We start from the raw sequence: 24,117 nt of genomic DNA on the forward strand, positions 1-24,117 counted from the left end.
AAAGCCGTGAATAATCTGACTCAACTATTCAATCGTTTTAAAGCGAATTCAATTTTAATTTATTGCCTGCAAATTTTAATTGTACTCACAGGCACAACTTTAGGTTTACTTTGGTTAGGACATAATGAGCTGATTGTTCCTGTGACTTTAGGTGCAATTGCCGCTGCCCTTACTGATTTTGATGATCGCTTAAGTCTTCGTTTACGCAACTTGCTCTATGTCTGCCTACTCTTTTTCACTGTTAGCACTATTCTTGGTTTTTTAGCACCTTATAAATTTTTATTTATTTTATATCTTTCAATTTCTAGTGCCTGTTTCATTTTATTGGGCGCTTTAGGGCAACGCTACGCTACCATTTCTTTTGGTACGATTTTACTCTCAATTTATAGTATGTTTGGTTTAGGAGAATATGCACACTGGTACCAACAGCCTACTTATTTTGTCTATGGTGCGTTGTGGTACGGCCTAACGTCTATTTTATTTTTTATTCTTAAACCAACACTTCCTTTACAAGATAAACTTTCACAAATTTTTGAAGAAATTTCAGCCTTACTTCAAGCTAAAGCACGGTTGTTCGACCCAGATAATAAAGAAAATGTTGAACAGCTTTTATTTGAGTTATCACTACAAAATACACAAGTTGCGCAAAGTCTTAATCAAATACGCAGCTCTCTGCTAACTCGCCTTAAGGCATCACGAGTCAGTAATAAAAGTATTTACTGGTTAAACCTATACTTTTTTGCGCGAGATATACACGAGCAGGCAACTTCTAATTATTTACACTACGAGCATATCCAACAAAATTTTAGCCGTAGTGATCTCATTTTTCGTTCTCAGAAAAACCTACGCTTACAAGCTCAAGCTTGCCATGATTTAGCTCAATGCATTTTGCATAATCAACAATATCAGTCTTCTCAAGAAAGCCAAATTGGCCTAAACCATTTGGAAAGCTCTTTGAAAGACTGGATACAACAGCATCCACAAAATTTTGAAGTTAAAAATTTAAAGCTAATTTTTAATAATTTAAAAGGAATGCATGAACAATTTGAGCAGCTTCAATATGCTCAACCGTTTAATGAAACGTTGAATCAAAACAAGCAAGAACATCTCAATTTACTAGATGACGATATCCAAGGATTTTCAGACCTTGTTTTAAAAATTCGGCAGCAACTGACGCCACAATCTGCCCTATTTAGACATGCAGTACGAATTGCGGTTGTATTTGCCGCGGGTTATGCCATTTCCCTCTTACCTTTTGCCCAACATGGTTACTGGATTTTGCTCACCAGTTTATTTGTTTGCCAAATTACTTACTTTGCAACCAAAAGTCGTTTAAAGCTTAGAACGATTGGGACTTTACTCGGCGTTTTATTGGGTATTCCCATTTTATATTTTGTTCCTAGTATTGAAGGTCAGCTCATTCTTACCATTATTTGTGGAGTTAGCTTTTTCTACTTACGCCAGAAAAAATATGCGCTGGCAACACTGATGGCAACCTTAATGGTATTGCTCATTTTCAACTTAAAAGGTGCAGGTTACAGCATTATTTTACCTCGCCTAATCGACACCTTATTAGGCTGCTTTATTGCTTGGCTTGCTGTTAATTTTATTTGGCCAGACTGGAACTTCCGTAATATTCCAAACAATATTAAGAAAAGTAGCCAAGCCACCTTTGATTACTTCAATATGATTGTCGAGCAATATCAGCATGGGAAAAATCAAGACATTGAATATCGTCGAATTCGCCGAGCTGCACATAACGCACAAATTGAATTGTCGAATATGATTTCAAGCTTAAGTGCCGAGCCCAACCCGAATCCAGAGCTGATTCATTATGCCTTTCGTTATTTGGTTTATAGCCACAGCCAGCTGAGTTATGTCGCCGCCTTAGGCAGCCAAAGACAAAAAATTGATGATCAACAGGTATTACAACTCTTACTGGATTGTCGGCAAATTCTTAAACAAAGTTTATCTGAACAAACTTCGGTTAACTTTAGTTTTCTTGAACAGACTTTAAAGCAAATTCAAAGTTTAATAACTCAAGAACATTTTTCAGAGAACTACACACTTGTCTTAAAACAGATGAGTTTATTATTAGAAACCTTGCCTGAACTCTTAAGCTTAAAAGGCAAACTTTTAGAGCATGAAATTAAATAGAATAAAAAATACCGGAATATAAATTCCGGTATTTTTTTAATGTAAGTCTTGTGCAACTCTTTCCTGCATTTCTCGTTTTAAAGCTAAACGTGGTTGAGTAAACCACAAGGCAATAAATGCAAAAGCAGATAAGACAAAAGCCCATAAATGAAATTGGGTGTAGAGGTAACGTACAAGCTCAATCATTGCAAAGAAGCTCGTCATCAATAGCATTGAAACAGCAGCAGCTACAGTTCCTTTTGACACTTCAGATGACATGAGTGCAAAACGGTACAACACTGAGAAGCTAATTCCTTCACCAAAACAAATGAGTGTCATACCTATTAACAAGCAAGGAATTAAATAGGCTTGCCAGACAACACCTAATATTAAAATTAGCGTACCAGTAAGCATAATCGGTAAGCCAATTAAGACAGTTTTACCTAAAGCTAAACGGTCAATAATTTTAATTAAAACAATGTTACCAACAATTAAACCTAAAAATACCGGGAACTGTGCTAAGCCATATTGCACACTCGTTAGCTTCAGTTCATCGACCAAAATAATTGGCGATAATGCAATCCAAAGCATAAGCGGCATACCCACAAGCGGTAAGGCCAACGTTAACCCAAGGAACTGCCGATTGCTAAATACCTTTTTAAAGTCATCAAAAAGATAACTAAAAGGCTGTTTGGTTACACTCACCTTATGACTAGGCATTTGTTTCTTTAAGCCAACCCAACTCAGCAGTGCAAGTAAAGCAATTGCCACGAAACCCCAGTGCCATGAAACATAATCAATTAAGAAAGCTCCAAGTACAGGTCCTAGCAAAGGCGCAAGCAATGAGATATTTGCCATAAGTGCCATGACTTTAATCGCATCACGCTCGGCAAAATTTTCCTGAATTGCTGCATATCCCACTGCTGAAATTACGCTTAACCCAATACCTTGTAAAAAACGTAATGTCAGAAAGTGTTCAATTTGTCGCGTTAATAAAATTAAAAAACAGCACAAGGCAAAAAATAAAACACCAGACAAAAGTACTTTTTTACGGCCTAATCGATCTGATAAAGGTCCTAGTAACCATGCAACAGATGCACCACCTAATAAATAAAATGACATTGAAGACGGCGCCCAAGTTGCACTTACACCGAAATCTTCAGTAATTGCCAACATGGCTGGCTGAATCAAGTCATTACCAATATAAACCGCAAATTCAAATAGCACTAAAGCTAAAGGAAACATCAACGTTGTACGGTTCAACGCTGTCGTTTGAATATTTTTCATGAGTTTGTACACTTCAAAATAGCGGCCACTATGTCTCAGCAACTACATATTGAAATAAATAATGTAGTCATGACGATGACAGTATGGTCAGTCAATCTTTAGTTAAGTTGTTATATGCCGTGAGAGTGCATGTTTAGAATGTGAAACACCGTATTCACAAGGTGTCTAAAACGAGAAAAAATGTATGACGTGAGATTCGGTAATTTTTACCATCTGGCATAATTGCCGGATGACACAATATCACTTTTCAAATTGATCATCAATCGGACAATTCCAACAATTTTAAATTCTATATTTTAATGATGACGAACTCATTTTTATATTGTGAATAACCCTAAAGTTATCCACATATTCAATAGAGATTCAGCTTTAAGGACAAGGATTAACTTGAAAGTCTGCTGTTTCCTCGCCTTTTGTACATTGATAACTTTGTTTTTTATTCACGATTTTCCAAACATTCTGATCTTTTTTTAATAAATACTCAGTACGTGTTTTCGAAACAGCATCTTCACTCGGCTCTGTCTGCAAAATAGTGACTTGAGCATTAGAAGGATCCTCTAAGGCATTCATTTGCTGTGAAATACTTAAATTACTGGCATTATTTAAAAGATTAGGTTGATCGAGTAAAACAGCTTGTATCGGACTGTTCGCTTGAGGTGTAGGTGGATTTGTATTTGGTGTACAAGCACTCAGAATCAACAAATTACACATCATGAGTAAACCAATCTTTTTCATACTCAACTCCACCACAACTTCACCTTGATGCTAAAGGCTACAAATAATTTTTTCCGTTCAACTTTGTAAAGTATTTACCATTAAAATAAAGAAACCAATATGAGGTATCAAACCAAGATTAATGATTTTTAATCAATAATATTTTTCCAATTACTACATTTTTCTTTAAGAGTAAGTTCTCTACAGTATCGCTCAAGTTTAAGAATTGAATTAGAGTAACTCCCATGAGCAATATTTTAGTCATTAATGGTGCCAAACAATTTGCCCACTCAAATGGTGAATTAAATGACACACTCACGACACTAGCGACGAATCACCTCACTGAACTCGGCCACGAAGTTCAAGTCACTCATGCAGATAGTGACTACAATGCTGAAGCCGAAGTAGAAAAGTATTTATGGGCAGATGTCGTAATTTATCAAATGCCTGGCTGGTGGATGGGTGCACCGTGGACCGTAAAAAAATATATTGACGATGTATTTACGACAGGTCATGGTTCTCTTTATGCAAACGATGGTCGTAGCCGCTCTGATGCTTCAAAAAAATATGGTTCAGGTGGTTTAATTCATGACAAAAAATATATGCTGTCGCTTACTTGGAATGCGCCAATGGAAGCATTTGACGAGGCGGATCAGTTTTTCCATGGCGTGGGTGTAGATGGTGTTTATTTACCATTTCATAAAGCCAATCAGTTCTTAGGTATGAGTACCCTACCAACATTTATTGTAAATGATGTAATTAAAATGCCTGATGTAGATAGTTATGTGGAAGCATACAAAGCACATTTGAACACACTATTTGCAGCAGCCTAATCCGGAGAAAACCATGCTTACTATTATCGCGGAAATTCGTACTCAATCGGGTGGACAGCACCGCCAAAACGTATTGAATGCATTTCAAAAAATCATTCCAACTGTTTTAGCCGAAGATGGTTGCCATGGTTATGAACCTTTAGTTGACCACATTTCAAATGCGAGCTTCCAAAACAAAGACCCTGACATTATTGTGATGTTAGAAAAATGGGAAAGTGTGGCTCATCTTGAAGCACACTTAGCTACACCTCATATGCAAGCACATCATGAAGCAGTCAAAGATGATGTAGTTGACGTCAAAATTAAAATTTTAGAAAGCGGCGTATAATTTAAGAAATAAAAAAGACGATATATTTATCGTCTTTTTTTATGCTTAAGAACAAAGCTGCGTTTGGAAACCTTTAGAACCTTTTCCTCTTGCACATTGGTAGCTCTTTTGCTTATTTTGCAATTGCCACTTTTCATCAACCAATTTAAATAAATATTCCGTCCGAATTGCTGAGACAGAGTCATCCATTAAACCGGTTTGTATAACAGTAATGCGAGAAACAGTTGGGGATTCTACTCGGTTAAATACCTGCTGAACTGAAGTATTGTTATGCTCTTTTACAATCTCGGGTTGCGTTTTAAGTACTTGTTGCATTGGGGTTTCTGAGCCCACAAAAGGAATTAATTTACTTGTGGTTGCACAACCCGTCATAAGTCCAGCACAGAGTGCAGAAATTAAAAATAAACGTTGCATTTTCATCACCAAAAAACAAAAGGCATAGCTTTATGATGCTATGCCTTTGCCGGTTACTCTGTAGAAACTATGTAGTTCTAAGGATGGCTACTCTTTTACAGATCAAATAATTTGTCTATGTAGGCATTGTATTTTTTAGCTTTTTGCTCTTAGTATTTTACCGCTGATTTATCATATTCTGACGGGTTGGAAAGCTTACAAAAAATAGTTCAAAAAAAGCTATTCATAAAAAATAAATTTTATTAAGGCTTTATTCCAACTTAGATAAATCAACAGGTTCAATATTATTAATTTTTACAATATTAGGATTTGGTTCAAATCTTAACCACTTTTTTTTCATCCATCTTTCAACTTTTTCTTTGCCTAAAATATGTAAAAGATTTGTAAGTAAATTAAATTTTGAATAGTTATCAAAATAATAAATTATTACATTAATATGGTCTTCATTATTTAATGAAAAAATTTCATTAATATACACTTCATCAGAAATATCTAGAGAATGCCCCCAAATAAAGATATTGATGCTATTTCTATATTTTTCATCTAATGTAATTGCAAGATTCCTTTTTTTGATTACCTCCCAAAATTTCTGTATGTTTTTTATGTTCCGATCTTCACTTAAAAATTGGTAATCTGTATTCTTAAATAACTTTTGATGATATTTAGTAAAACCGTAAGCTTTTAAACTTCTTAGCAAATCTCCTTTTAACTCAGAAATACCTAATACAATATTTTGATCTTCCCCACTACTTCCATGAAGAAAATCTGTATCTATACTAGCGTCATAAAACTTAATATATGTATTTGTATAGTTAAAAGAAAAAATCTTATCTACAAAGCCAAAATTAAAATCTTCAATTAAATTAATAATTGGAGTAAGAGTTTTTATACATAACTCCAAATATAAATTGAAAATTAGAATAAAGCTATCAAGCTGATTATTAAGAAAATTCAAACTACCCTCATTATTATATATATCGTAATTTGAAAAAATCCTAATAAAGTTTGATGAAATTACATATTCATGGGAATCCGTTTTTTCCGTAGCAATTTCTTTTTGAAAAAAACCATTATTATCATATCTAACATTATAATAATTTTTATTTAATAATCCTATAGAGCAAAGGACATGACTCATCTTTTCACCTAAATAAATAAATTTATTATCATGATTAGAGGACTTATAGCCAGAAGTCCTTATGACTCGCTCTAATTTATTCTCATTTACAGATATTTCATTAATTTTATCTAGAAAATGAGTAGTATAAATTAATGCTTCCTCAATTTTTTGCTCAAAGTCAATCCATGTTTTAATCTCCCTAACATGATCAGAAAAATACTGATACCAAACATTTTCTTTTAATTTTTGTTTTAACTTTTTAACTTGCTCAGTCGAAATTTTTATCTCATCTGTTTGATACATTGCTTTTGTGTATTTAAAGAAGTAATTTTCTTTCTCATATAACGAGCCAAACAGATCATCAAACTGCATTTCTCCCTTTTGCTCATCCCAATTTTCTATAGCTCCCATTGCGACCATGAAATGATCATATTTCGTAGGTAAGTAATGTGATAAATCAAAACCATTGCCGACAATTAGAATATTCATTTTTATAAAATTCTCATAATAAAAAAGCGCATCTTTCGATACGCTTTTAACAGAAATTCTTTTATTCAATCAAGCATTAAAGATCAAATAATTTACCCGGATTCATAATGCCATTCGGGTCAAATACTTTTTTCAAAGCTTTCATATATTCGATTTCTTCAGCTGAGCGCGAATATTCCAAATATGGCTTTTTCGTCATACCTACGCCATGCTCGGCAGAGATTGAACCATCGTATTTTTTAACGGTATCAAATACATATTTATTCACGACCTGACACTTCGCAAAGAACTCATCTTTGGTTAAGTTTTCAGGTTTTAAAATATTTAAGTGCAAGTTACCGTCGCCGATATGGCCGAACCAGCAAATTTCAAAGTCAGGATAGTTTTCTTGAACAATTGCATCAATCTCACGAATAAATGCAGGTACGTGAGTAATTAATACTGAAATATCGTTTTTATATGGAATAAACGGCGCGATTGATTCAGAAATATCTTCGCGTAAACGCCACAAGCTCTCTACTTGATCAAGACTCTGGCTCATTACACCATCAAGTACCCAACCTTGTTCCATACAGTGCTCGAAAATCTCCATTGCTTTGTCGATAATCGGTTCGTATGGCGCTTCAAACTCAAGCAATACATAGAATGGACATTGAGTTTCAAATGGACGTTGAACATGACCACGGTCGAGTACTTTTTGCATTGCAAGCTCACCAAAGAACTCAAATGCAGTTAAGTCGATATCTTTTTGGAAAGCATGTAACACAGGCATTACTGCATCAAAATCTGGCACACCTAAAACTAAAACTTGTAGGTTTTGTGGTTGACGCTCAAGTTTAATTTCTGCTTCAGTCACTAAACCTAATGTACCTTCACCACCAATAAACAAATGCTGTAATGCATAACCAGTTGCATTTTTAATCATACCTTTGTTTAAACGTAAAATGTCGCCCTTACCCGTCACTACAGTTAAACCGAGTACCCAGTTACGCGTCATGCCATATTTAATGACTTTAATACCACCAGCGTTGGTACCGATATTACCGCCAATCTGACTAGAACCTGCTGACGCAAAGTCAACCGGATAATACATACCCTGCTCTTCTGCATAATTTTGCAATTGCTCAGTCACAACACCAGCTTGTACACGAACCATACGGTCTGCCGGGAAGAACTCAAGAATCTGGTTCATTTTGTCCATGCTAATGACAATTTCACCATTGGTTGCTACAGCACCAGCAGAGAGTCCAGTACGACCACCTGACGGTGTAATTGCGATATTAAACTGGTTTGCAAGCTTCACAACTTCCTGAACTTGTTCAGTCGTTGATGGAAAAACGATGACCGATGGGTTCGGATTAAAATGCTTGGTATGATCTTTACCCCAGTTTTCGAGACTATCAGCATCAGTTTTAATACGGTTTTCACCAACGATTGCTGTTAATTGGGTGAGTAACTCAGGTGTTAAAGCGACTGGAGCATTCATCGTTTGCAGACCTAGCAAGAAGTAAACTGTGGTGGGACTATGACCTCATATTTCTCTAGGTTTTCACCTGAGCAAAGCCATAATGTTCAAGGAACTCCTATATTCTACATGTAACAGCACAAGCGATAAAGTTCAGAATAGAGATACTGTCACTACAAAACATGTTTAACACCAATAAAACACTTTTTATAAGGCCTTAAAGGAAAATTTGAGCCTCAACGTAGGCCAAGCATATTTTGTAACGCTCGACAAGCCATAAATGGAAGTGATTAGACATAGATAAAATTGCCATAAGGCGATGGTATAAACGAAATATCTATAGCGCTGCCCAGTATGTTATTATACCGCCACCAAATTTGGCCTTTGTAGCGGAGCCGTAATGAGCCAACATCTTTCACTACCTAAAGATAAAATCCGTTTCCTTTTGTTAGAAGGCGTTCACCAAAACGCAGTCGATACTTTAAACGCTGCGGGTTATACCAACATTGACTATCGCAAAACTGCTCTTGAAGGCGAAGCGCTTAAAGAAGCAATTAAAGATGCTCACTTTATTGGTATTCGTTCGCGTACCCAATTGACTGAAGAAGTTTTCGAAGCTGCAAATAAATTGATCGCAGTAGGTTGTTTCTGTATCGGAACAAACCAAGTAGATCTTAAAGCAGCGATGGCACGTGGTATTCCTGTATTTAACGCACCATATTCAAATACGCGTTCGGTTGCAGAGCTCGTACTTGCTGAAACTATTCTTCTTCTTCGCCGTGTTCCTGAAAAGTCAGCGGCTTGTCATCGTGGTGGTTGGGACAAATCTGCTGTGGGTTCTTTTGAAACTCGTGGCAAAACTTTAGGTATTGTGGGTTACGGTTCCATCGGTTCTCAACTTTCAGTTCTTGCTGAAAGTATGGGTATGCATGTCATTTATTATGATGCAGTCACTAAATTACCAATGGGTAATGCTCGCCAAGTTGGTTCTTTAGATGAACTTTTAGCAACTGCTGATGTTGTGACTTTGCATGTACCGGATGTTCCGTCTACACGTAACTTCTTCACTAAAGAACAATTTGCAAAAATGAAAGAAGGCGCGATCTTCTTAAATGCTGCACGTGGTACATGTGTAGTGATCGAAGATTTAGCTGATGCAATCAAATCTGGTCACCTTGCAGGTGCGGCAGTTGATGTATTCCCGAAAGAACCAAAAGCAAATGGTGAAGAATTCCAGTCTCCACTTCGTGGTTTAGACAACGTGATCTTGACTCCTCACGTTGGTGGTTCAACGATGGAAGCTCAAGCAAACATCGGTTTAGAAGTAGCAGAGAAATTTGTTGCTTACTCTGATAAGGGTATGACACTTTCTGCGGTAAACTTCCCAGAAATCGCGTTGCCATTGACAGCGGGTCAACACCGTTTACTACATATCCACAAAAACGTACCGGGTGTATTGTCTAAAATCAACAACTTGTTTGCTGAACAAGGCATTAACATTTCAGGTCAGTCACTTATGACTAAAGGCGACATCGGTTACCTTGTAATGGACGTAGATGCTTCTGCTTCTCAAGAAGCTTTAGATATGTTGCATGAAGTTGAAGGCACAATTCGCGTACGCGTATTGTTTTAATACAGACTGTAAATTTAAAAGCCACAGCATTGTCTGTGGCTTTTTTATAGGTATTTACATTATCATGTGAAAAGTATACCAATTGATCAAATAATAAAATGTCCAGTCCAAGCCAGAAATCCCAGCTTCATGCTTTGGGCTTTCTTATTCTTGCCATGTTAAGTGTCCAAAGTAGCGCATCCTTAGCTAAAGTCCTGTTTCAGAACTTTCCTGTACTGACTGTTTCTGCAATGCGTTTATGTATCGGGGCATTTATTTTGGCTTTCATTTTTCAGATCTGGAAAATTAATTTTAGTCAGGTCCGATGGAAAGCTATTTTGAGCTATGGCTTTGCTCTTGCTGGCATGAATGCTCTTTTCTATTTATCGCTTGAACGTTTACCCATTGGTATTGCGGTTGCATTTGAATTTATTGGTCCACTCAGTGTGGCCCTTTACCATGCTAAGCAAAAATATGATTTTGTCTGGGTCACTTTCGCAATTATTGGTCTCATTTTATTATTTCCTTTTAACCAAGCACATAGTTTGGACTGGATTGGAGTCCTATTTGCGATGAGTGCAGGTGCTTGTTGGGCCCTATATATTATTGCGGGGCAAAAGCCTTCTGGTATCTCAGGTAACCATACAGTTTGTTTGGGCATGACTGTAGGTGCTTGTATACTTTTACCTATTACTTTTTTCTCAGGCTCTATTGGGCAAGTTATAGAATTACCATACTTTTTTTATTTTATTGGTCTCGCCGTTTTAGCTAGTGCACTTCCATTCTCTTTAGAAATGTTAGCTCTACGCAATTTAACACCTTTAAGTTTTGGAACATTGATGAGCCTAGAGCCAGCTGTTGCTGCACTTTCCGGTTTTATCTTCTTAGGTGAATACCTGTTATGGAATCAATGGTTGGCACTCGCCACTATTATTACTGCTTCTGTGGGTTGTACCATAACCACCCAAAGAGCCCGACAACAACGTGAAAAAACAGTAGGTTAATTCTGCAAAACCTGCGGGTTGAAACCCAGTATTGGCTATAATTAATCACCCTTATTTTTTAAATATCAAATAAAGCGTTAAGGTATTTCCATGCAAAATCTTCCAATTATTGCTGTGCTCTATATGATTTTGTCGATGGTTTCGTATCAAATCAGCGCTTCATTTGCCAAGCAACTTATCGCAGCTTTAGACCCGCTTACCGTTACTATTTTAAGACTATGTTTTGCAGCAGTGATTGTTGCCGTTATGTTCCGTTCTTGGAAAATCTGGTCTCGCTTACCTTATTTAAAATGGCGTGATTTATTAATGTATTGCGCATCTTTAGGGGTAATGAATATTTTATTTTATACCTCTCTTGGAAAATTACCCCAAGGGATTGCAGTAGGTCTAGAATTTATTGGTCCATTAGGCTTAGCCCTAGTTTCTATCAAACAAAAGAGCGAATATATCTGGGTAGCTTTTGCCATGCTGGGTATTGCACTCATGGTACCTTGGCAAGATCCAACTCAACACCACTTTTCTTACGTAGGTGCAGCCTGTGCTTTAGGCGCAGGGCTTTGTTGGGCATTCTATATTTATTTTGGTCAAAAAGTTGTAACTCAAAATATAGGAATGCATGCCTTAACCATAGGGATTACGGTATCTGCCCTCACCTTATTACCAATTGGTATTTGGTATAATGGCCCAGCATTACTTGATACACAGTACTGGGGTAAAGCCTTACTTATTGCAGTTTTAGCGACTGCTATTCCCTATGCACTTGACCTAATGGCACTCAAACAACTTAATAAATTAACTTATGGCACCCTAACAAGTTTAGCACCAGCATTGGCAGCATTAACAGGTTTCTTACTACTTCATGAAGAAATCAGCATGCTGCAATGGGTGGCTTTAGCTTGCGTAATGCTAGCGTCAATTGGGGTTACTTTAAGAAGCAAAACAGCATCATAGGTGTAGCTTATTGCTGTTTTTTATACTTTTTATATTCCTTTAAATATTTATTGCCTAGCGTTTCTTTTTCACTGTCTTTAAGAATTTTACCGGCTTGCTGAAAAAATTTATGCTCTTCTTCTTTTAAATGGTGATGGACTTTTTCGCTCAACTGTTTAGCGGTTGCCAACCAACTTGGGCTACTCATATCCGTTTTTTCAAGTTGCTCGACCAACTCATCCATTTCATGGTGTTCAGATAAAGCATGTCTCGTAATATCCAAACCGACATCATCAAACATTAAAGGGATATATAAATAACGGTCTTCGGCAACTGAGTGAGCATAAAGTTCGTTTTTTAATGCATCAAATAATTCTTTTCGTTCTTCGGTTAAACCATGTGTCTGGATTAATTGTTCAGAAAGGTTGCGTTGATTTTCGTGGCTTTCTCTTAATGCTTCGAAAATATTCATTCTCTTCCTCATTTTTAGTTAAAAAATCTTTTTTATTTCAAGGTTTATCGTACGGCAAAATTTATATTATTTAAGTAGCTTAAAATGAGACTATTTTTTACACAGTTTTCTTTCTAGTAAGTTTCTGTAATGTTTTTTATATTTCTAATTTTAAAAGATACATAAAAGTATGAACCACTCCTCAGGACAGTTCATACTTTTTATCTTATTTAACCTGTAACAAACATTTGATATCCCAAACGGCAAATCAGGATACTCACCAAAATTAAAAAGATAATACGTACAAAACCACTACCGTATTTAAGCGCGGTACGCACCCCAACAATAGAACCTAGCACGTTAGCCGCTGCCATCATTAAACCAATATGTAAAATAGCGTGCCCAGTTGGGATGAGGAAACTCAGCGCAGCTAAGTTAGTCATAAAATTACCGATTTTTGACAACGCCGAAGCATGTAAAAAATCGACTTGTAAAAAACGAATGAAGAAAAAGATAAAGAAACTACCAGTACCCGGCCCGAAAATACCGTCATAAAAGCCAATCGCCAGACTACCGATACCAGCTAAAACGAGCATTTTCGTGGTAATTTTTTGCTCGGTATGAACCTGTCCGAAGTTCTTTTTAACTAGGGTATAAATCGCAATCACAATCAACATCACGAAAACGAAAGGACGCAATACCGATTGAGGGATAAGCGACAAACAAGCCGCACCAGCGAAAGAACTAATCAAGGCACAAATGGCAATAACGGCTAAAAGCTTCCATTGCAATTTTACTTTTTTAGCAAATGTATAAGCTGCCGATGCCGTACCAAAAATGGATGAGACTTTATTGGTACCAATCACCGTAGCAGTCGACATGTTAGGAAAAGTGCTCATGATCCCGGGAATCTGGATGAGTCCGCCGCCACCAACAGCAGCATCAATTGCTCCCGCAGTAAACGCAAAAAAGATCAAACTAAGGATAACATCCCATTCCATGCCCATGTTTTATACTCTACATCTACTACAAATTTAAGATACGTTTAGGTACCAACCGTTTTTTATCGGTAATTTCAGCTAAACCTAGACAGCGTTCACCCGAAAAAACCAACACTTCTGCTTCTGCAGAATGATCAATATTGCTTTCTAGACCGTTACAAAAATATTTTTCCCGTCCTTCGGGAACCTGAATTTTTAAGAAATGGTCAATTGGAGCATATACGGGCAGTAGCAAAGCTTCTCTTTGCTCTTCCGTTAAGCTTTCCAAATATTCAATGGTATAACTTGGGATGAGTTCAAAATGTCCAGTTTGAATACGGTGAAGCATGGTTAAATGACCACCACAACCAAGTGCCTCACCAATATCTTCACCTAGCACACGAATATATGTTCCTTTAGAACAAGTTACATCTAAAGTGATACTATTTTCAGTAAATTCAATGAGTTCTAAGGCATAAATCGTAACCGGGCGTGCTTCACGCTCAATCTCTATACCCTTTCTGGCCAGCTCATATAGTGGCTTACCTTCTTTTTTTAATGCCGAGTACATTGGTGGAACTTGTTGAATATCGCCCCTAAACTTTTCTAAAGTTTGCTCAATAAGCTCTTTGCTAAGAACCGGGATAGGACGTTCTTGTAAAATATCGCCTTCAACATCGCCTGTTGTTGTAGTTTGGCCTAATCGAACAGTAGTTTGATAACGCTTTGTCGAGTCTAGCAAGTAATGTGAGAATTTAGTGGCCTCTCCTAAACAAATAGGAAGTAAACCGGTTGCTAATGGATCTAATGCACCAGTATGACCCGCCTTTTGGGCACGGTAAAGCCAACGCACTTTTTGCAAAGCAGCGTTAGAACTTAGCCCTAATGGTTTATTTAAAAGAAATACACCACTGATATGGCGACGAGAAATTTTTTGATTTTTTGTCGTCATTTTTACTGGAACACAAAGCTAGAGAAAAGTGCCGACATGTTAGCAAATTCAGCAAGATATTTTCATAATATTTAGGTGCCTTTTCACTTATTTTATGGCACATTAATGATCGAGTAAAAAAACAACAAATGAAAACTTAAGGAAGATATCTTTATGCAAAGGATGCAGAAAAAGATATGGTGGTGTGTGCTCGGATTTTTTATTTTGAGCCTCATCGCATGTGTGTATTGGCTAAGCCCAGACTCGGAAAATACTTCACCTCAGCCAAATCAGGATGAAGCTAAAAGTTTGGTAGCTACTTCGCAATCTACTTTAAATTCACCATTAAACGAAAATACTTATTTGAGTAAAAGTCAGCAAGATACTCAAGTTAACTGCCAATTAAAAATTGATAGTTCACAACATTTAGTTGTGAATAGCCAAACCCGTGACTGCTTTGAATATTTTATTACGCAGTATGGCGAGAGCAATTTACAACAAGTTAAAACTCATTTTGAGAAATTTATACAAGATCAATATTTAGAGCCAGCCCGCTCACAGATTATTGATTTGTGGACGCGTTATTTAAAATACCGTGAGCAGCTTGCACAAATTCAACCGCCTCAATCTAAACAACAAGATCAAAATTATTTTCAAAAGATCTTCAGTTCAATTCAAGATATAAGAAAACGTTTCTTCTCTGCCTCTGAAATTGAAGGGTTATTTTCAACAGAAGACATTTATCAGAACTACACATTAGATCGCATGAAGATTTTAGAAGATTCATCTTTAAGCGAAATTGAAAAAGCTAAAAAACTCAAAGAGCGCTTTGAACAATTACCAGAAGACTGGCAAGAAAACCTACAAGAACTCTCAAAGCTTGATGATTTACACACACTGACCAAACAAATTAAAGCTCGCAATGGTTCAGCAGAGGAACTTCGGCAAATGCGTACAGCACTTGTTGGAGCCGAGGCAACTCAACGATTAGAAACTTTAGATATACAGCGTAATGCGTGGCAACAGCGAGTGACTGGCTACTTAAATCAACGTGATGAAGTCCTGCATAGCAATATGAGTGACAGCGCTAAAAAACAAGCTATTCAACAACTACGCCAACAACAATTTAGCTCATCGCAAGAACAGCTTCGTCTTAGAACTTTTGAAACAGTCCATGACCAAGGAGGTGAACTACCCTTTAACTACTAGGCTTTTCTATTTCAAAGTGAGCCAAACCTTATCCAGCAGTAGAAGCTGCTTCTCATACAAAATAAAAATAGTGAGTAAAAAATGAAAAGGAACTTAATATTTTTCTGTGCTGCAATACTCTCAGGACTGAGTGTTTCAGCAACCCATGCCACAAATGCTGAGCAAGTCAAAAGCTCATTCGTCTATTCGACTTATGCACAAACCAAATATCCATTGGTTTTTAACCATGGTATGGCGGGTTTTAACCGAGTTGGAACAGATACGCTTGGTCTGGACTACTGGTATCAGATTCTTCCTGATCTTGCGCGTAACGGAGGAAATGTCTGGGCAACAAGAGTTTCACCGTTTAACTCAACTGAAGTTCGTGGAGAACAACTTGCCCAACAAGTAGAAGAAATTATTGCCATCACCGGAAAGCCTAAAGTCAACTTGATCGGACATAGCCACGGGGGACCTACAATTCGCTATGTCGCTGGGATCATGCCTGAAAAAGTCGCTTCACTTACTACTATTGGTGCACCTCACAAAGGATCACCAATGGCAGATGTCATCCTGAATGTTGAGGGTACTCCTCTATCCGGGCTGGCAACATTAGTAAACTGGTTTTCCGCAGCAATTACTTGGGCAGGAGGTCTAGACCCAAATAGTTATCCGCATGACTCCCTAGCAGGTGCCCACAGTTTATCGACTCAAGGCTCTGCACAGTTTAATGCCCAGTTTCCAATGGGTGTTCCTACCACGTCTTGTGGTGAGGGTGCTTATCAGGAGAAAGGCATTTATATGTATTCATTCTCTGGTAATAAAGCGCTGACGAACCCATTAGATCCATTTGACATGGCATTGACAGGAAGTAGTCTAGTGGTTGACCCATTTGGGGATAATGATGGGCTGGTTTCTCGATGCAGTGCCAAATTTGGTAAAACTATTCGTGACGACTACAACTGGAATCATTTAGATGAAGTCAATCAAGTCATGGGAATACGTTCTATTTTTGCAGCAGACCCTGTCTCGGTTTACCGTCAACATGCTAACCGTTTAAAACTTCAAGGATTATAAGCTTTAAAACAAAAAAATGCGCCAAAAGGCGCATTTTTTACTCGCTATAAGCTTACGCTTTACGAGCTGGTAATTTTTCACGAATACGTGCAGCTTTACCAGACAAGTCACGGAGGTAGTAAAGTTTAGCACGACGAACGTCACCACGACGTTTCACTTCGATTTTAGCAACAACTGGTGAGTGAGTTTGGAATACGCGCTCAACACCAACACCGCTAGAAATTTTACGTACTGTGAACGCAGAGTTCAAACCACGGTTTTTCTTAGCGATTACAACACCTTCAAATGCCTGAAGACGTTCACGGTCACCTTCTTTTACTTTAACTTGAACAACTACTGTGTCACCAGGAGCAAATTCAGGAAGGTCAGTTTTTAACTGTGAATTTTCAATAGCTTGAACTAAAGGATGTTTACCACTCATTGTGGGAATCTCCAATATGTGCGGAGTCAGAAGAGGCCTGAGTTTCCGCTGGGGATAGAGGCTAAAGCGCATATCAACCCGTTTAACTTTCCCTTTACGACAACCGTAAAGAGCCTTAAGTACACATAAATCTATAAAAAATAGACTTATGCTTTAATTCGAAGCAAAGCTTCTCATCTTTTGCTCAGAAAAACACAGGCGATGTGCTTACCCTTGTTCATCTGACAGCCATTTTTTTTGCTGCTTAGTCAACGCAACCTTTTCAATCAACTCAGGTCGACGCTCTAAAGTTCGTTGATAACGCTGCAAAAAACGCCATTTCTCAATATTGGCATGATGTCCCGACTTTAAAATTTCAGGAACATCTAAACCTTCAAACTGATCTGGCTTAGTGTATTGCGGACAATCCAAAAGACCATCTACAAAAGAATCCTGTATCGCTGATTGCTCATCTGACATTACATTCGGCAAACGGCGAATAATACTATCAAGCAACACCATGGCAGGTAGTTCACCACCAGATAAGACATAATCTCCAATTGACCATTCCTGATCAACATAATGCTGGATCAAACGCTCATCGACGCCTTCATAACGCCCACACAATACAATTAAGCCATCATAATCGACAAACTGCTGTACTGCCTGTTCATTTAAAGTTTTGCCTTGTGGAGACATATACACCACAGGTACATGAACACATCCTGCTTGCGAAGCAAGTTGTTTGGCATGGTTAATTGCTTTTGCCAAAGGCTCCGCCATCATCACCATACCAGGGCCACCACCAAATGGACGTTCATCCACTCTTCGGTAATTCCCTTCAGCAAAATCACGTGGATTAATACAAGTGACTTGTACTATGTCACGTTTTGCTGCACGCCCGCTAATCCCATAGGCTGTAATCGCTTCAAACATTTCAGGAAAAAGCGTAATGACTGCAAAAAACACCGCAGACTCCTCTATTTTCCTGCTGCGTTAATCCTATAAAAAGGATTAATAATCTACGCCCCAATTGACGTAAATGCGACCAGCTTCAAGATCAACGCGTTGCACCACATCTTTATGCCACGGGATCATGCGTTCTTCTGAATCAATGCTGTCTGGTGTAGCGCGTACAACCATCACATCATTGGCTCCAGTTTCAAACAACTCATGAATTTGTCCCAAGTTCACTTCCTGTTCGTCGTCATCAAGACCTAACACTGTTAAGCCTTTCAAATCTGACCAGTAGTACTCATCTACATCTGCTTTCGGCAGTTGAGATTTAGCAATCCAGATATTAGCGCCAACCAAGCTTTCTGCTCCTGTGCGATCACTCACACCTTTTAGAGCAACAACCAGGCCTTTGCCATGTGGTTTCCAACGTTTTACATCAACGATTTGCCAACCGGCCTTGGTCTCGATGTACCAAGGCAAGTAGTCAAACATATTGCTCATGGGTTCTGTATTGGAATACACCCAGAGCCACCCATTTAATCCATAAGCTGAACGTAACTGTCCAATCTGAATACGATCTTCGGGAACATTCTGTGTTGGTGTCATGGGCTACCTACTACAATAATTATGCAGTAGCTTTTTTAGCTTGAGCAGCCAAAGAAGCAACACGTTCAGAAGGTTGAGCACCTTGAGAAACCCAGTGAGCAAAACGGTCTGCGTCTAAACGAAGTTTTTCTGCTTGACCTTGTGCAGTTGGGTTAAAGAAACCGATACGCTCGATGAAACGACCATCACGTGCATTGCGGCTATCAGTCACAACGATTTGATAGAATGGACGTTTTTTTGCGCCGCCACGTGCTAAACGAATAACAACCATGATAAAAGCCTTATAATTCTTACGGATTATCCCTGCGCCGACCATCGGCAACACTTCAAACCCCTTTCATAGAGGGCGACATTCTACGTGATTTTCACCCTGAAAGAAAGATTAAATTTTGAGTTATCCGCAGTTTTGAATTTAAATTACTCTGTCCAACTTGATGAAGCAGATAGTGCACAAACTGTGGCACCTTTTGCCCAAAATTTTTGCCCTTGGTCATTTAAACAAATAATTCCATCACCTGCTTGTGAGCTAGTAGAAATAGGTGTTGCAGTAAGTACCCAAGTTGAATCATTCAGAGTTGCAAAAGCTAACTTATATAGAGCCTGACCTTGTATAGGACTCACATTAGAACCATAAATCGACTGTATGGTCGCATTCGACGGATAACGATTGTGAACTACTTTTTCTGATTCTAATGTTTGGGCAATATTCATCATTTCGGATTGAACAGCTGTACGATGCCCTTTACGTAAATATTGCAAATATGAAGGTGTCGCTATAGCTGCTAAAATTGCAATTATCGCTACTACAATCATGATTTCTATTAAAGTAAAACCATTCTTCATTGCCAATTCTCACTATTTGTTTCACATACATTGCAAGTGACTGTTCCACCACAGTCATTATCAACAGCCGTAGCTGTTAAACTTTGACAACGCAAACCTGAATTCTTAGCAATAAAATTAAAGTTTCTTGAATCTGTAGTTGTCGCTTTAATGACCCATGTTTGTCCATTTGCAGCAGCATTCGTCAATAAATTTCCTGTCGTCGTATCATCAGTAATCTGAATCGTATATCCCCCGCGAGGTAGGGTTATAGAGGTTGTGGTAAACCCCCTATAAGTAAAATTTCTTGATTTATGCTGTTCCAATTGTTCAGCTAATTTCAAAATTTCACTTTTAGCCGCAGATGCAGTAGCTCTACGGCTATAACTTTGATATGAAGGGATAGCAATTGAAGCAAAAATAGCAACGATAACAATCACGACCATAAGCTCAATCAAGGTAACCCCTTGATTGAACCGTAGAATAGAGTACTTATTCATAAGCTGTTCCTTCTAGCGATAGCGCTCATACCAGCGCACAGGAAGTAAATGACTTGTACATTGCCACTCACCTGTTCCGTTCTCGTTTCCAGACAGCTGTAATTTCCCACAACTATTAGTCACAGGAGGTTCATCTCTTTTTGGAACAAATGTGATATTACGAATACCTGCACCAATGACATTTGTATTACATTCAGAGACTCCAGCTGGACAGTTACTACCAGTTTTTGTTTGAAACCCGCTCGGGTTTTCTTTATTTGAATTAATGGTTCCATCCGGATTAAGACAAGCACCAAATGGTAAACAATAAGTTTGTCGGTCTGTTTCTCCCACAACACGAGGTAGACAAGGATCTGCCGCAACAATTCCCGTTCCTTGAGGGTCATAAACTGGAATAATTAAATTACCCGTAATTGCCATTGGTTCCTCAAAAGCTTTGAGTCCTCCTTTAATACGAAAACTATTATTAGCTTTTTCTGTACCATCGCTCGTACTAGAAAGCGAGCGATACCAACCACCTTTACCTACTCCTGTAGTGGGGAAGAAAATTTGAGCTACTCTTGTTTCACCTGTTCTTAGAATTTGTGGATTTTTTCTTAAGCCTGTCCGTGTAATATCTTTTGTTTCAAGCTGATTATCAGTTAAAGACATTAAGTTCTTTTTAACAAAGTCTTTATCAATAATTCCATATACATTATTTACAGGACGTCCACTTAATGCACTTGCAGGCGTCATACCTTCACGACCTGTGAGTGGGTAAACGTCTAAAGGTGTACTACGGTCTCCTGATGCAATACCTACTGTAATAAAAGTGTGAATTCCATAATCGTGGATCGTTACTGTTGGAGGCTCATAAAAACGAGGAGCATTCCCACCTGTATAATCATTTGTGCCATCATAAGTTGAATCATTTGTTGCTAAATTCGCTAAACGCACAACTCTGACACCAAAACTGCTATAGGTCGAATTGGTTTTTGTCTGATTATTATTAAGGTCCACGCGAAAAATTTGTCCGCCTAAATCTCCAAAATATAGATGGTCGACTAAGCCATCAGCATCACGGTCTAAAGTACTAATACGGCTAACAATACTATGCTTCATATTGGCGTTATCAGTATTAGAACCTGTATCACTTGTCCACCACAAACGCTGACCAGTTTTTGCGTCAATAATATAGACAGCATTTCCTTTTGCTTTTCCATTGGTAAAGCAAGCGTCAGTCAACGTAATATTTGGTTTTTCATAACACTGATCATAACCACCGCCAACAATCAGGACGCGTCTAATAGAACCGTTATAACGGATGTTCGCGAGTACGGGTTTAGACCAGCTTTGACCCATACGGCTATAGTCAGTCTGGTCTGCCCCTATTCTAAAAAGCAGTTTCGGTGAAGTAGGGCTTAATACATCTAGTCCGTAGTAGCTACTTCCTCCCATACGCATGCCGCCATAAATATTCATTTGCTTTGCAGTTACTTTTGATACTGCCGAGCTACCACTTCCCACTGTAGTAATATTATAGGCTGGATCAGATACCCAAGCTCCGTCCATACCATGAGCGGGAGCTGAAGCATCACTTTGACCAACAACTAAAGCTTTGGAAGCAACTGAATCATTTAAAATATCTGCAGGAACAAAGACCATTTGCTCAATACCAGATGAAGCATCCACAATATGTAATCCGCCTTCCATAGTTCCATAGAGGATGGATTGTTCTCGGGCAGATGTTAAATTCCCATTATCATCTAGTGTTCCATTGTAGGTTAGTTGAACCGGTAAAGAGTGAATACTTCCCCCCATCGATAAATAAGGTTCATTCGATGTAACCAAAGATGAAGGCAGAGTTGTTGCATTAATATCTGTTGAATAACCTAAATAATTTAATATTTTTAATTTCAAGCTTATAGGAAAAGCTTTTAAAATATTTTGTCCAGTTGATGGATCAAATTTACCTAAAACATAACTTGCTGTATTAGCCACCGTATCAAAAGGATTAGTTCCTTCTGGTGGAGCAGCTGGAATTTTTAGCAAATTAGTTCCAGAAGTTGAAATTTTCGTTAAGCTACCATCTGCTGCAACGGCGGAAACATCAGTAAATAAGTTGCGGATTTTAGTTTGTACTGCGTAATAATATTTTGTGATATTTCCTTCTGCATCACGTGTTTCAGGTTGTCCAGCAATGGGTAAAGGCACATTCGCATATGAACCACCTAAAAAGACTTTGCCTCCGTCAGTATAAGTAGAGCTATTCCAATAATCCTTTGTTCCAGTCCTAAAAGCCCCACTTGCATTGTAGACTAATCCGCCAGAATTGGCCTCAAAAGCACCTGCATTCGCTCCAGATAAAACAACATGATATTTCTTTAAATTTCCACGCCATGTTAAGTACGTGTTAGCTGGATTTGGCTCAAAAGCTCGTAAATAACCATATTCCTGTAAATTTTTGGGATTCAATGCATCATATGGAACTGAGATAGCACCTGTGGTTAAGGGTTCTAAAGGAACTTTATCTAAATTATTAATAAATGCGATAACGCTGTCTGTTACGCCTTGTGAACTCTGAGTAGGGAAAAAACCACCATTCCCATAACCTGGTGCAGCTACCGCATTTGTAGATTGATTCGGTGAACACGCATCATCTCCTTTTCGGTCAGACTGGGTTCTCGAACTTAAACGGCAGGCATTTTTTACATCAGAAGAACTCAAACTAGAAAAGTCACTACCAAAACCGACAAATGCTGTTTGAATAGAAACTCCGGCAGGGTTCTTTGTTTTATCAAATAATCTTTTTGCAAACTCCCCCATACAAGCCCAACCAGAGTCTGCCGTAGTGTTAGATAAACCTCCAGAACAATTAAAATCAGCTCCAAAAGTACTACCTAAAGCAGTCGACATGACACTTGCCGAACGTGTATTTGTTGTATTGTTCGGTTCGCCATCCGATAAGAAGTAAATACCTTGCCCATCACAACTCTGGCGATTCGCTACTGCAGGTAAAGGTGACTGATACACTGCATTGGAGTTAGTAGCATTTCGGTCTACAACAATATTCGGATTGCTAGCTGTATCGTTTGATTTAGATTTTGGAATACCGCTATCTGCATTTGCTACAGCATAATTAAAAGTGGTGTAGTAATAAGTATAGTAATAAGTCCAGTCAGATGAAGTATCATAAGCAGTAGCATTATCCACACCTGGATTATTTGTTGACCAGCTACTCCAATAACTATTTGAACGACAAGGTTGCCATAGGTTGGCTGTATCAATTTGCGAATCACGGTAATTAGTACAATATGAATATTCAGTTCTATTATCAGATCTTCTTACACGTTTGATATAACTATCTTTACGAATAGCATAATTCGTCTCTGAATATGTGGTTGTCCCCATTAAGTAAGCAGCTGCTTCAGCATAAGCGTGGGCTGAAGGTGTTGAGCCTCCCGCAGTTAAATTAGCAACAGCTTGTTTTAATTTATAACGTTGTGAGCCTACCGTATTTAAAGTACTTGCATCACCTAAAGGAGCAGCAGCCACTAAAATTTGTCCACTTCGGCTGTCACCATTTGCCGAGAAATTTCCTAAACCTACTCGCGTATCATTTAAGACAGGGTTATTGCTAGCCAAAAAAGCATTCATACCATTTTTAAGCATGGCTAAGCGGTTTTCACCATAACTATTGTTGGTCATACTTCCTGATGTATCCAACATCATCACAATTGTTTTTTTACCTGCTGTAGGTGAGGCATAAATTTGTAAATCACTTGCTTGCACCACAGAGCTTGTCATTAGCCATGTGAATATCATTGAGCTTGAATAGACGGCATACCACAAATTATTTGGCTTAAAATTCTTCAATTTTAGTTTCATGATATT

At 38.1% G+C, this 24,117-nt stretch carries 23 protein-coding genes; 8 read left to right on the forward strand and 15 right to left on the reverse strand.

The window, feature by feature from the left end; genetic code table 11:
• Window positions 1-6: 6 nt before the first annotated feature.
• The gene (yccS, locus tag EGT34_RS09470) at window positions 7-2,157 is read left to right on the forward strand and encodes a YccS family putative transporter (protein WP_001061810.1); all 2,151 of its coding nucleotides are present in this window, start codon (window positions 7-9) and stop codon (window positions 2,155-2,157) included.
• A gap of 36 nt (window positions 2,158-2,193) precedes the next feature.
• Here the strand turns inward: yccS and EGT34_RS09475 are convergent, their stop codons facing one another.
• Both EGT34_RS09475 and EGT34_RS09480 read right to left on the reverse strand, forming a co-directional pair.
• Window positions 2,194-3,423: an MFS transporter gene (locus EGT34_RS09475; RefSeq protein WP_000790118.1), complete on the reverse strand. Its 1,230-nt coding sequence runs from the start codon at window positions 3,421-3,423 to the stop codon at window positions 2,194-2,196.
• A 369-nt stretch (window positions 3,424-3,792) separates the two neighbouring features.
• Window positions 3,793-4,158 (reverse strand): hypothetical protein, encoded by a 366-nt coding sequence (locus EGT34_RS09480; protein ID WP_000719495.1) that lies wholly within the window; start codon window positions 4,156-4,158, stop codon window positions 3,793-3,795.
• A 224-nt stretch (window positions 4,159-4,382) separates the two neighbouring features.
• Between EGT34_RS09480 and EGT34_RS09485 the strand changes: the two genes are divergently transcribed.
• Window positions 4,383-4,970, forward strand: coding sequence for an NAD(P)H-dependent oxidoreductase (locus EGT34_RS09485; protein WP_024437241.1), 588 nt, complete (start codon window positions 4,383-4,385; stop codon window positions 4,968-4,970).
• Between the two features lie 13 nt (window positions 4,971-4,983).
• Entirely contained in the window at window positions 4,984-5,298 is a 315-nt protein-coding gene (locus EGT34_RS09490; protein ID WP_000955560.1) for a putative quinol monooxygenase, read from the forward strand.
• Window positions 5,299-5,343: 45 nt separating this feature from the next.
• Here the strand turns inward: EGT34_RS09490 and EGT34_RS09495 are convergent, their stop codons facing one another.
• The 3 genes from EGT34_RS09495 to EGT34_RS09505 form a co-directional block, all read right to left on the reverse strand.
• A complete protein-coding gene (locus tag EGT34_RS09495; RefSeq protein ID WP_001189305.1) occupies window positions 5,344-5,712 on the reverse strand; it encodes a hypothetical protein in 369 nt (122 codons plus the stop codon).
• A 250-nt stretch (window positions 5,713-5,962) separates the two neighbouring features.
• Complete coding sequence (locus EGT34_RS09500; RefSeq protein ID WP_001023267.1) at window positions 5,963-7,321, reverse strand: AbiH family protein; 1,359 nt, start codon at window positions 7,319-7,321, stop codon at window positions 5,963-5,965.
• Between the two features lie 76 nt (window positions 7,322-7,397).
• The gene (locus tag EGT34_RS09505) at window positions 7,398-8,807 is read right to left on the reverse strand and encodes an FAD-binding oxidoreductase (protein WP_000993505.1); all 1,410 of its coding nucleotides are present in this window, start codon (window positions 8,805-8,807) and stop codon (window positions 7,398-7,400) included.
• A 379-nt stretch (window positions 8,808-9,186) separates the two neighbouring features.
• Here EGT34_RS09505 and serA point away from each other — a divergent pair, with 379 nt between their 5' ends.
• From serA to EGT34_RS09520, 3 genes are all read left to right on the forward strand, one after another.
• Complete coding sequence (gene serA, locus EGT34_RS09510; protein ID WP_000077814.1) at window positions 9,187-10,419, forward strand: phosphoglycerate dehydrogenase; 1,233 nt, start codon at window positions 9,187-9,189, stop codon at window positions 10,417-10,419.
• A gap of 98 nt (window positions 10,420-10,517) precedes the next feature.
• Window positions 10,518-11,402, forward strand: a complete 885-nt coding sequence (locus tag EGT34_RS09515; protein ID WP_000098158.1) for an EamA family transporter — start codon at window positions 10,518-10,520, stop codon at window positions 11,400-11,402.
• A 90-nt stretch (window positions 11,403-11,492) separates the two neighbouring features.
• Window positions 11,493-12,353 carry an EamA family transporter gene (locus EGT34_RS09520; protein ID WP_001180518.1) on the forward strand — a complete coding sequence of 287 codons (861 nt, stop codon included), beginning with the start codon at window positions 11,493-11,495 and terminating at the stop codon, window positions 12,351-12,353.
• Between the two features lie 7 nt (window positions 12,354-12,360).
• Here EGT34_RS09520 and EGT34_RS09525 read toward each other — a convergent pair whose 3' ends face one another.
• The 3 genes from EGT34_RS09525 to truB all read right to left on the reverse strand — a co-directional run bounded on the left by EGT34_RS09525 (window position 12,361) and on the right by truB (window position 14,715).
• The gene (locus tag EGT34_RS09525; protein WP_001019905.1) at window positions 12,361-12,804 is read right to left on the reverse strand and encodes a hemerythrin domain-containing protein; all 444 of its coding nucleotides are present in this window, start codon (window positions 12,802-12,804) and stop codon (window positions 12,361-12,363) included.
• A gap of 209 nt (window positions 12,805-13,013) precedes the next feature.
• Window positions 13,014-13,790 carry a sulfite exporter TauE/SafE family protein gene (locus EGT34_RS09530; protein WP_000525222.1) on the reverse strand — a complete coding sequence of 259 codons (777 nt, stop codon included), beginning with the start codon at window positions 13,788-13,790 and terminating at the stop codon, window positions 13,014-13,016.
• A 19-nt stretch (window positions 13,791-13,809) separates the two neighbouring features.
• Complete coding sequence (truB, locus tag EGT34_RS09535; RefSeq protein WP_000208695.1) at window positions 13,810-14,715, reverse strand: tRNA pseudouridine(55) synthase TruB; 906 nt, start codon at window positions 14,713-14,715, stop codon at window positions 13,810-13,812.
• A 153-nt stretch (window positions 14,716-14,868) separates the two neighbouring features.
• Here truB and EGT34_RS09540 point away from each other — a divergent pair, with 153 nt between their 5' ends.
• Entirely contained in the window at window positions 14,869-15,903 is a 1,035-nt protein-coding gene (locus tag EGT34_RS09540; protein WP_001189451.1) for a lipase secretion chaperone, read from the forward strand.
• 114 nt (window positions 15,904-16,017) lie between these two features.
• On the forward strand, window positions 16,018-16,959 hold the full coding sequence (locus tag EGT34_RS09545) for a lipase family alpha/beta hydrolase (protein ID WP_085943440.1): 942 nt from the start codon (window positions 16,018-16,020) through the stop codon (window positions 16,957-16,959).
• 52 nt (window positions 16,960-17,011) lie between these two features.
• Here the strand turns inward: EGT34_RS09545 and rplS are convergent, their stop codons facing one another.
• From rplS to EGT34_RS09580, 7 genes are all read right to left on the reverse strand, one after another.
• Entirely contained in the window at window positions 17,012-17,380 is a 369-nt protein-coding gene (gene rplS / locus EGT34_RS09550) for a 50S ribosomal protein L19 (RefSeq protein WP_000014562.1), read from the reverse strand.
• Window positions 17,381-17,587: 207 nt separating this feature from the next.
• The gene (trmD, locus tag EGT34_RS09555) at window positions 17,588-18,328 is read right to left on the reverse strand and encodes a tRNA (guanosine(37)-N1)-methyltransferase TrmD (RefSeq protein ID WP_000464596.1); all 741 of its coding nucleotides are present in this window, start codon (window positions 18,326-18,328) and stop codon (window positions 17,588-17,590) included.
• Window positions 18,329-18,373: 45 nt separating this feature from the next.
• Complete coding sequence (gene rimM, locus EGT34_RS09560; RefSeq protein WP_000189236.1) at window positions 18,374-18,922, reverse strand: ribosome maturation factor RimM; 549 nt, start codon at window positions 18,920-18,922, stop codon at window positions 18,374-18,376.
• A gap of 19 nt (window positions 18,923-18,941) precedes the next feature.
• The gene (rpsP, locus tag EGT34_RS09565; protein WP_000260334.1) at window positions 18,942-19,193 is read right to left on the reverse strand and encodes a 30S ribosomal protein S16; all 252 of its coding nucleotides are present in this window, start codon (window positions 19,191-19,193) and stop codon (window positions 18,942-18,944) included.
• 146 nt (window positions 19,194-19,339) lie between these two features.
• Window positions 19,340-19,765: a type IV pilin protein gene (locus tag EGT34_RS09570; RefSeq protein WP_000788342.1), complete on the reverse strand. Its 426-nt coding sequence runs from the start codon at window positions 19,763-19,765 to the stop codon at window positions 19,340-19,342.
• Entirely contained in the window at window positions 19,762-20,244 is a 483-nt protein-coding gene (locus EGT34_RS09575) for a type IV pilin protein (RefSeq protein ID WP_001046417.1), read from the reverse strand. The genes EGT34_RS09570 and EGT34_RS09575 overlap by 4 nt, the downstream gene beginning before the upstream one ends.
• Window positions 20,245-20,256: 12 nt before the next feature.
• Window positions 20,257-24,111, reverse strand: coding sequence for a PilC/PilY family type IV pilus protein (locus EGT34_RS09580; protein ID WP_000768966.1), 3,855 nt, complete (start codon window positions 24,109-24,111; stop codon window positions 20,257-20,259).
• Between the last annotated feature and the right edge of the window lie 6 nt (window positions 24,112-24,117).

The sequence above is a fragment of the Acinetobacter sp. FDAARGOS_558 genome, assembly GCF_003937785.1.
Classification (GTDB): Bacteria; Pseudomonadota; Gammaproteobacteria; order Pseudomonadales; family Moraxellaceae; genus Acinetobacter; species Acinetobacter baumannii.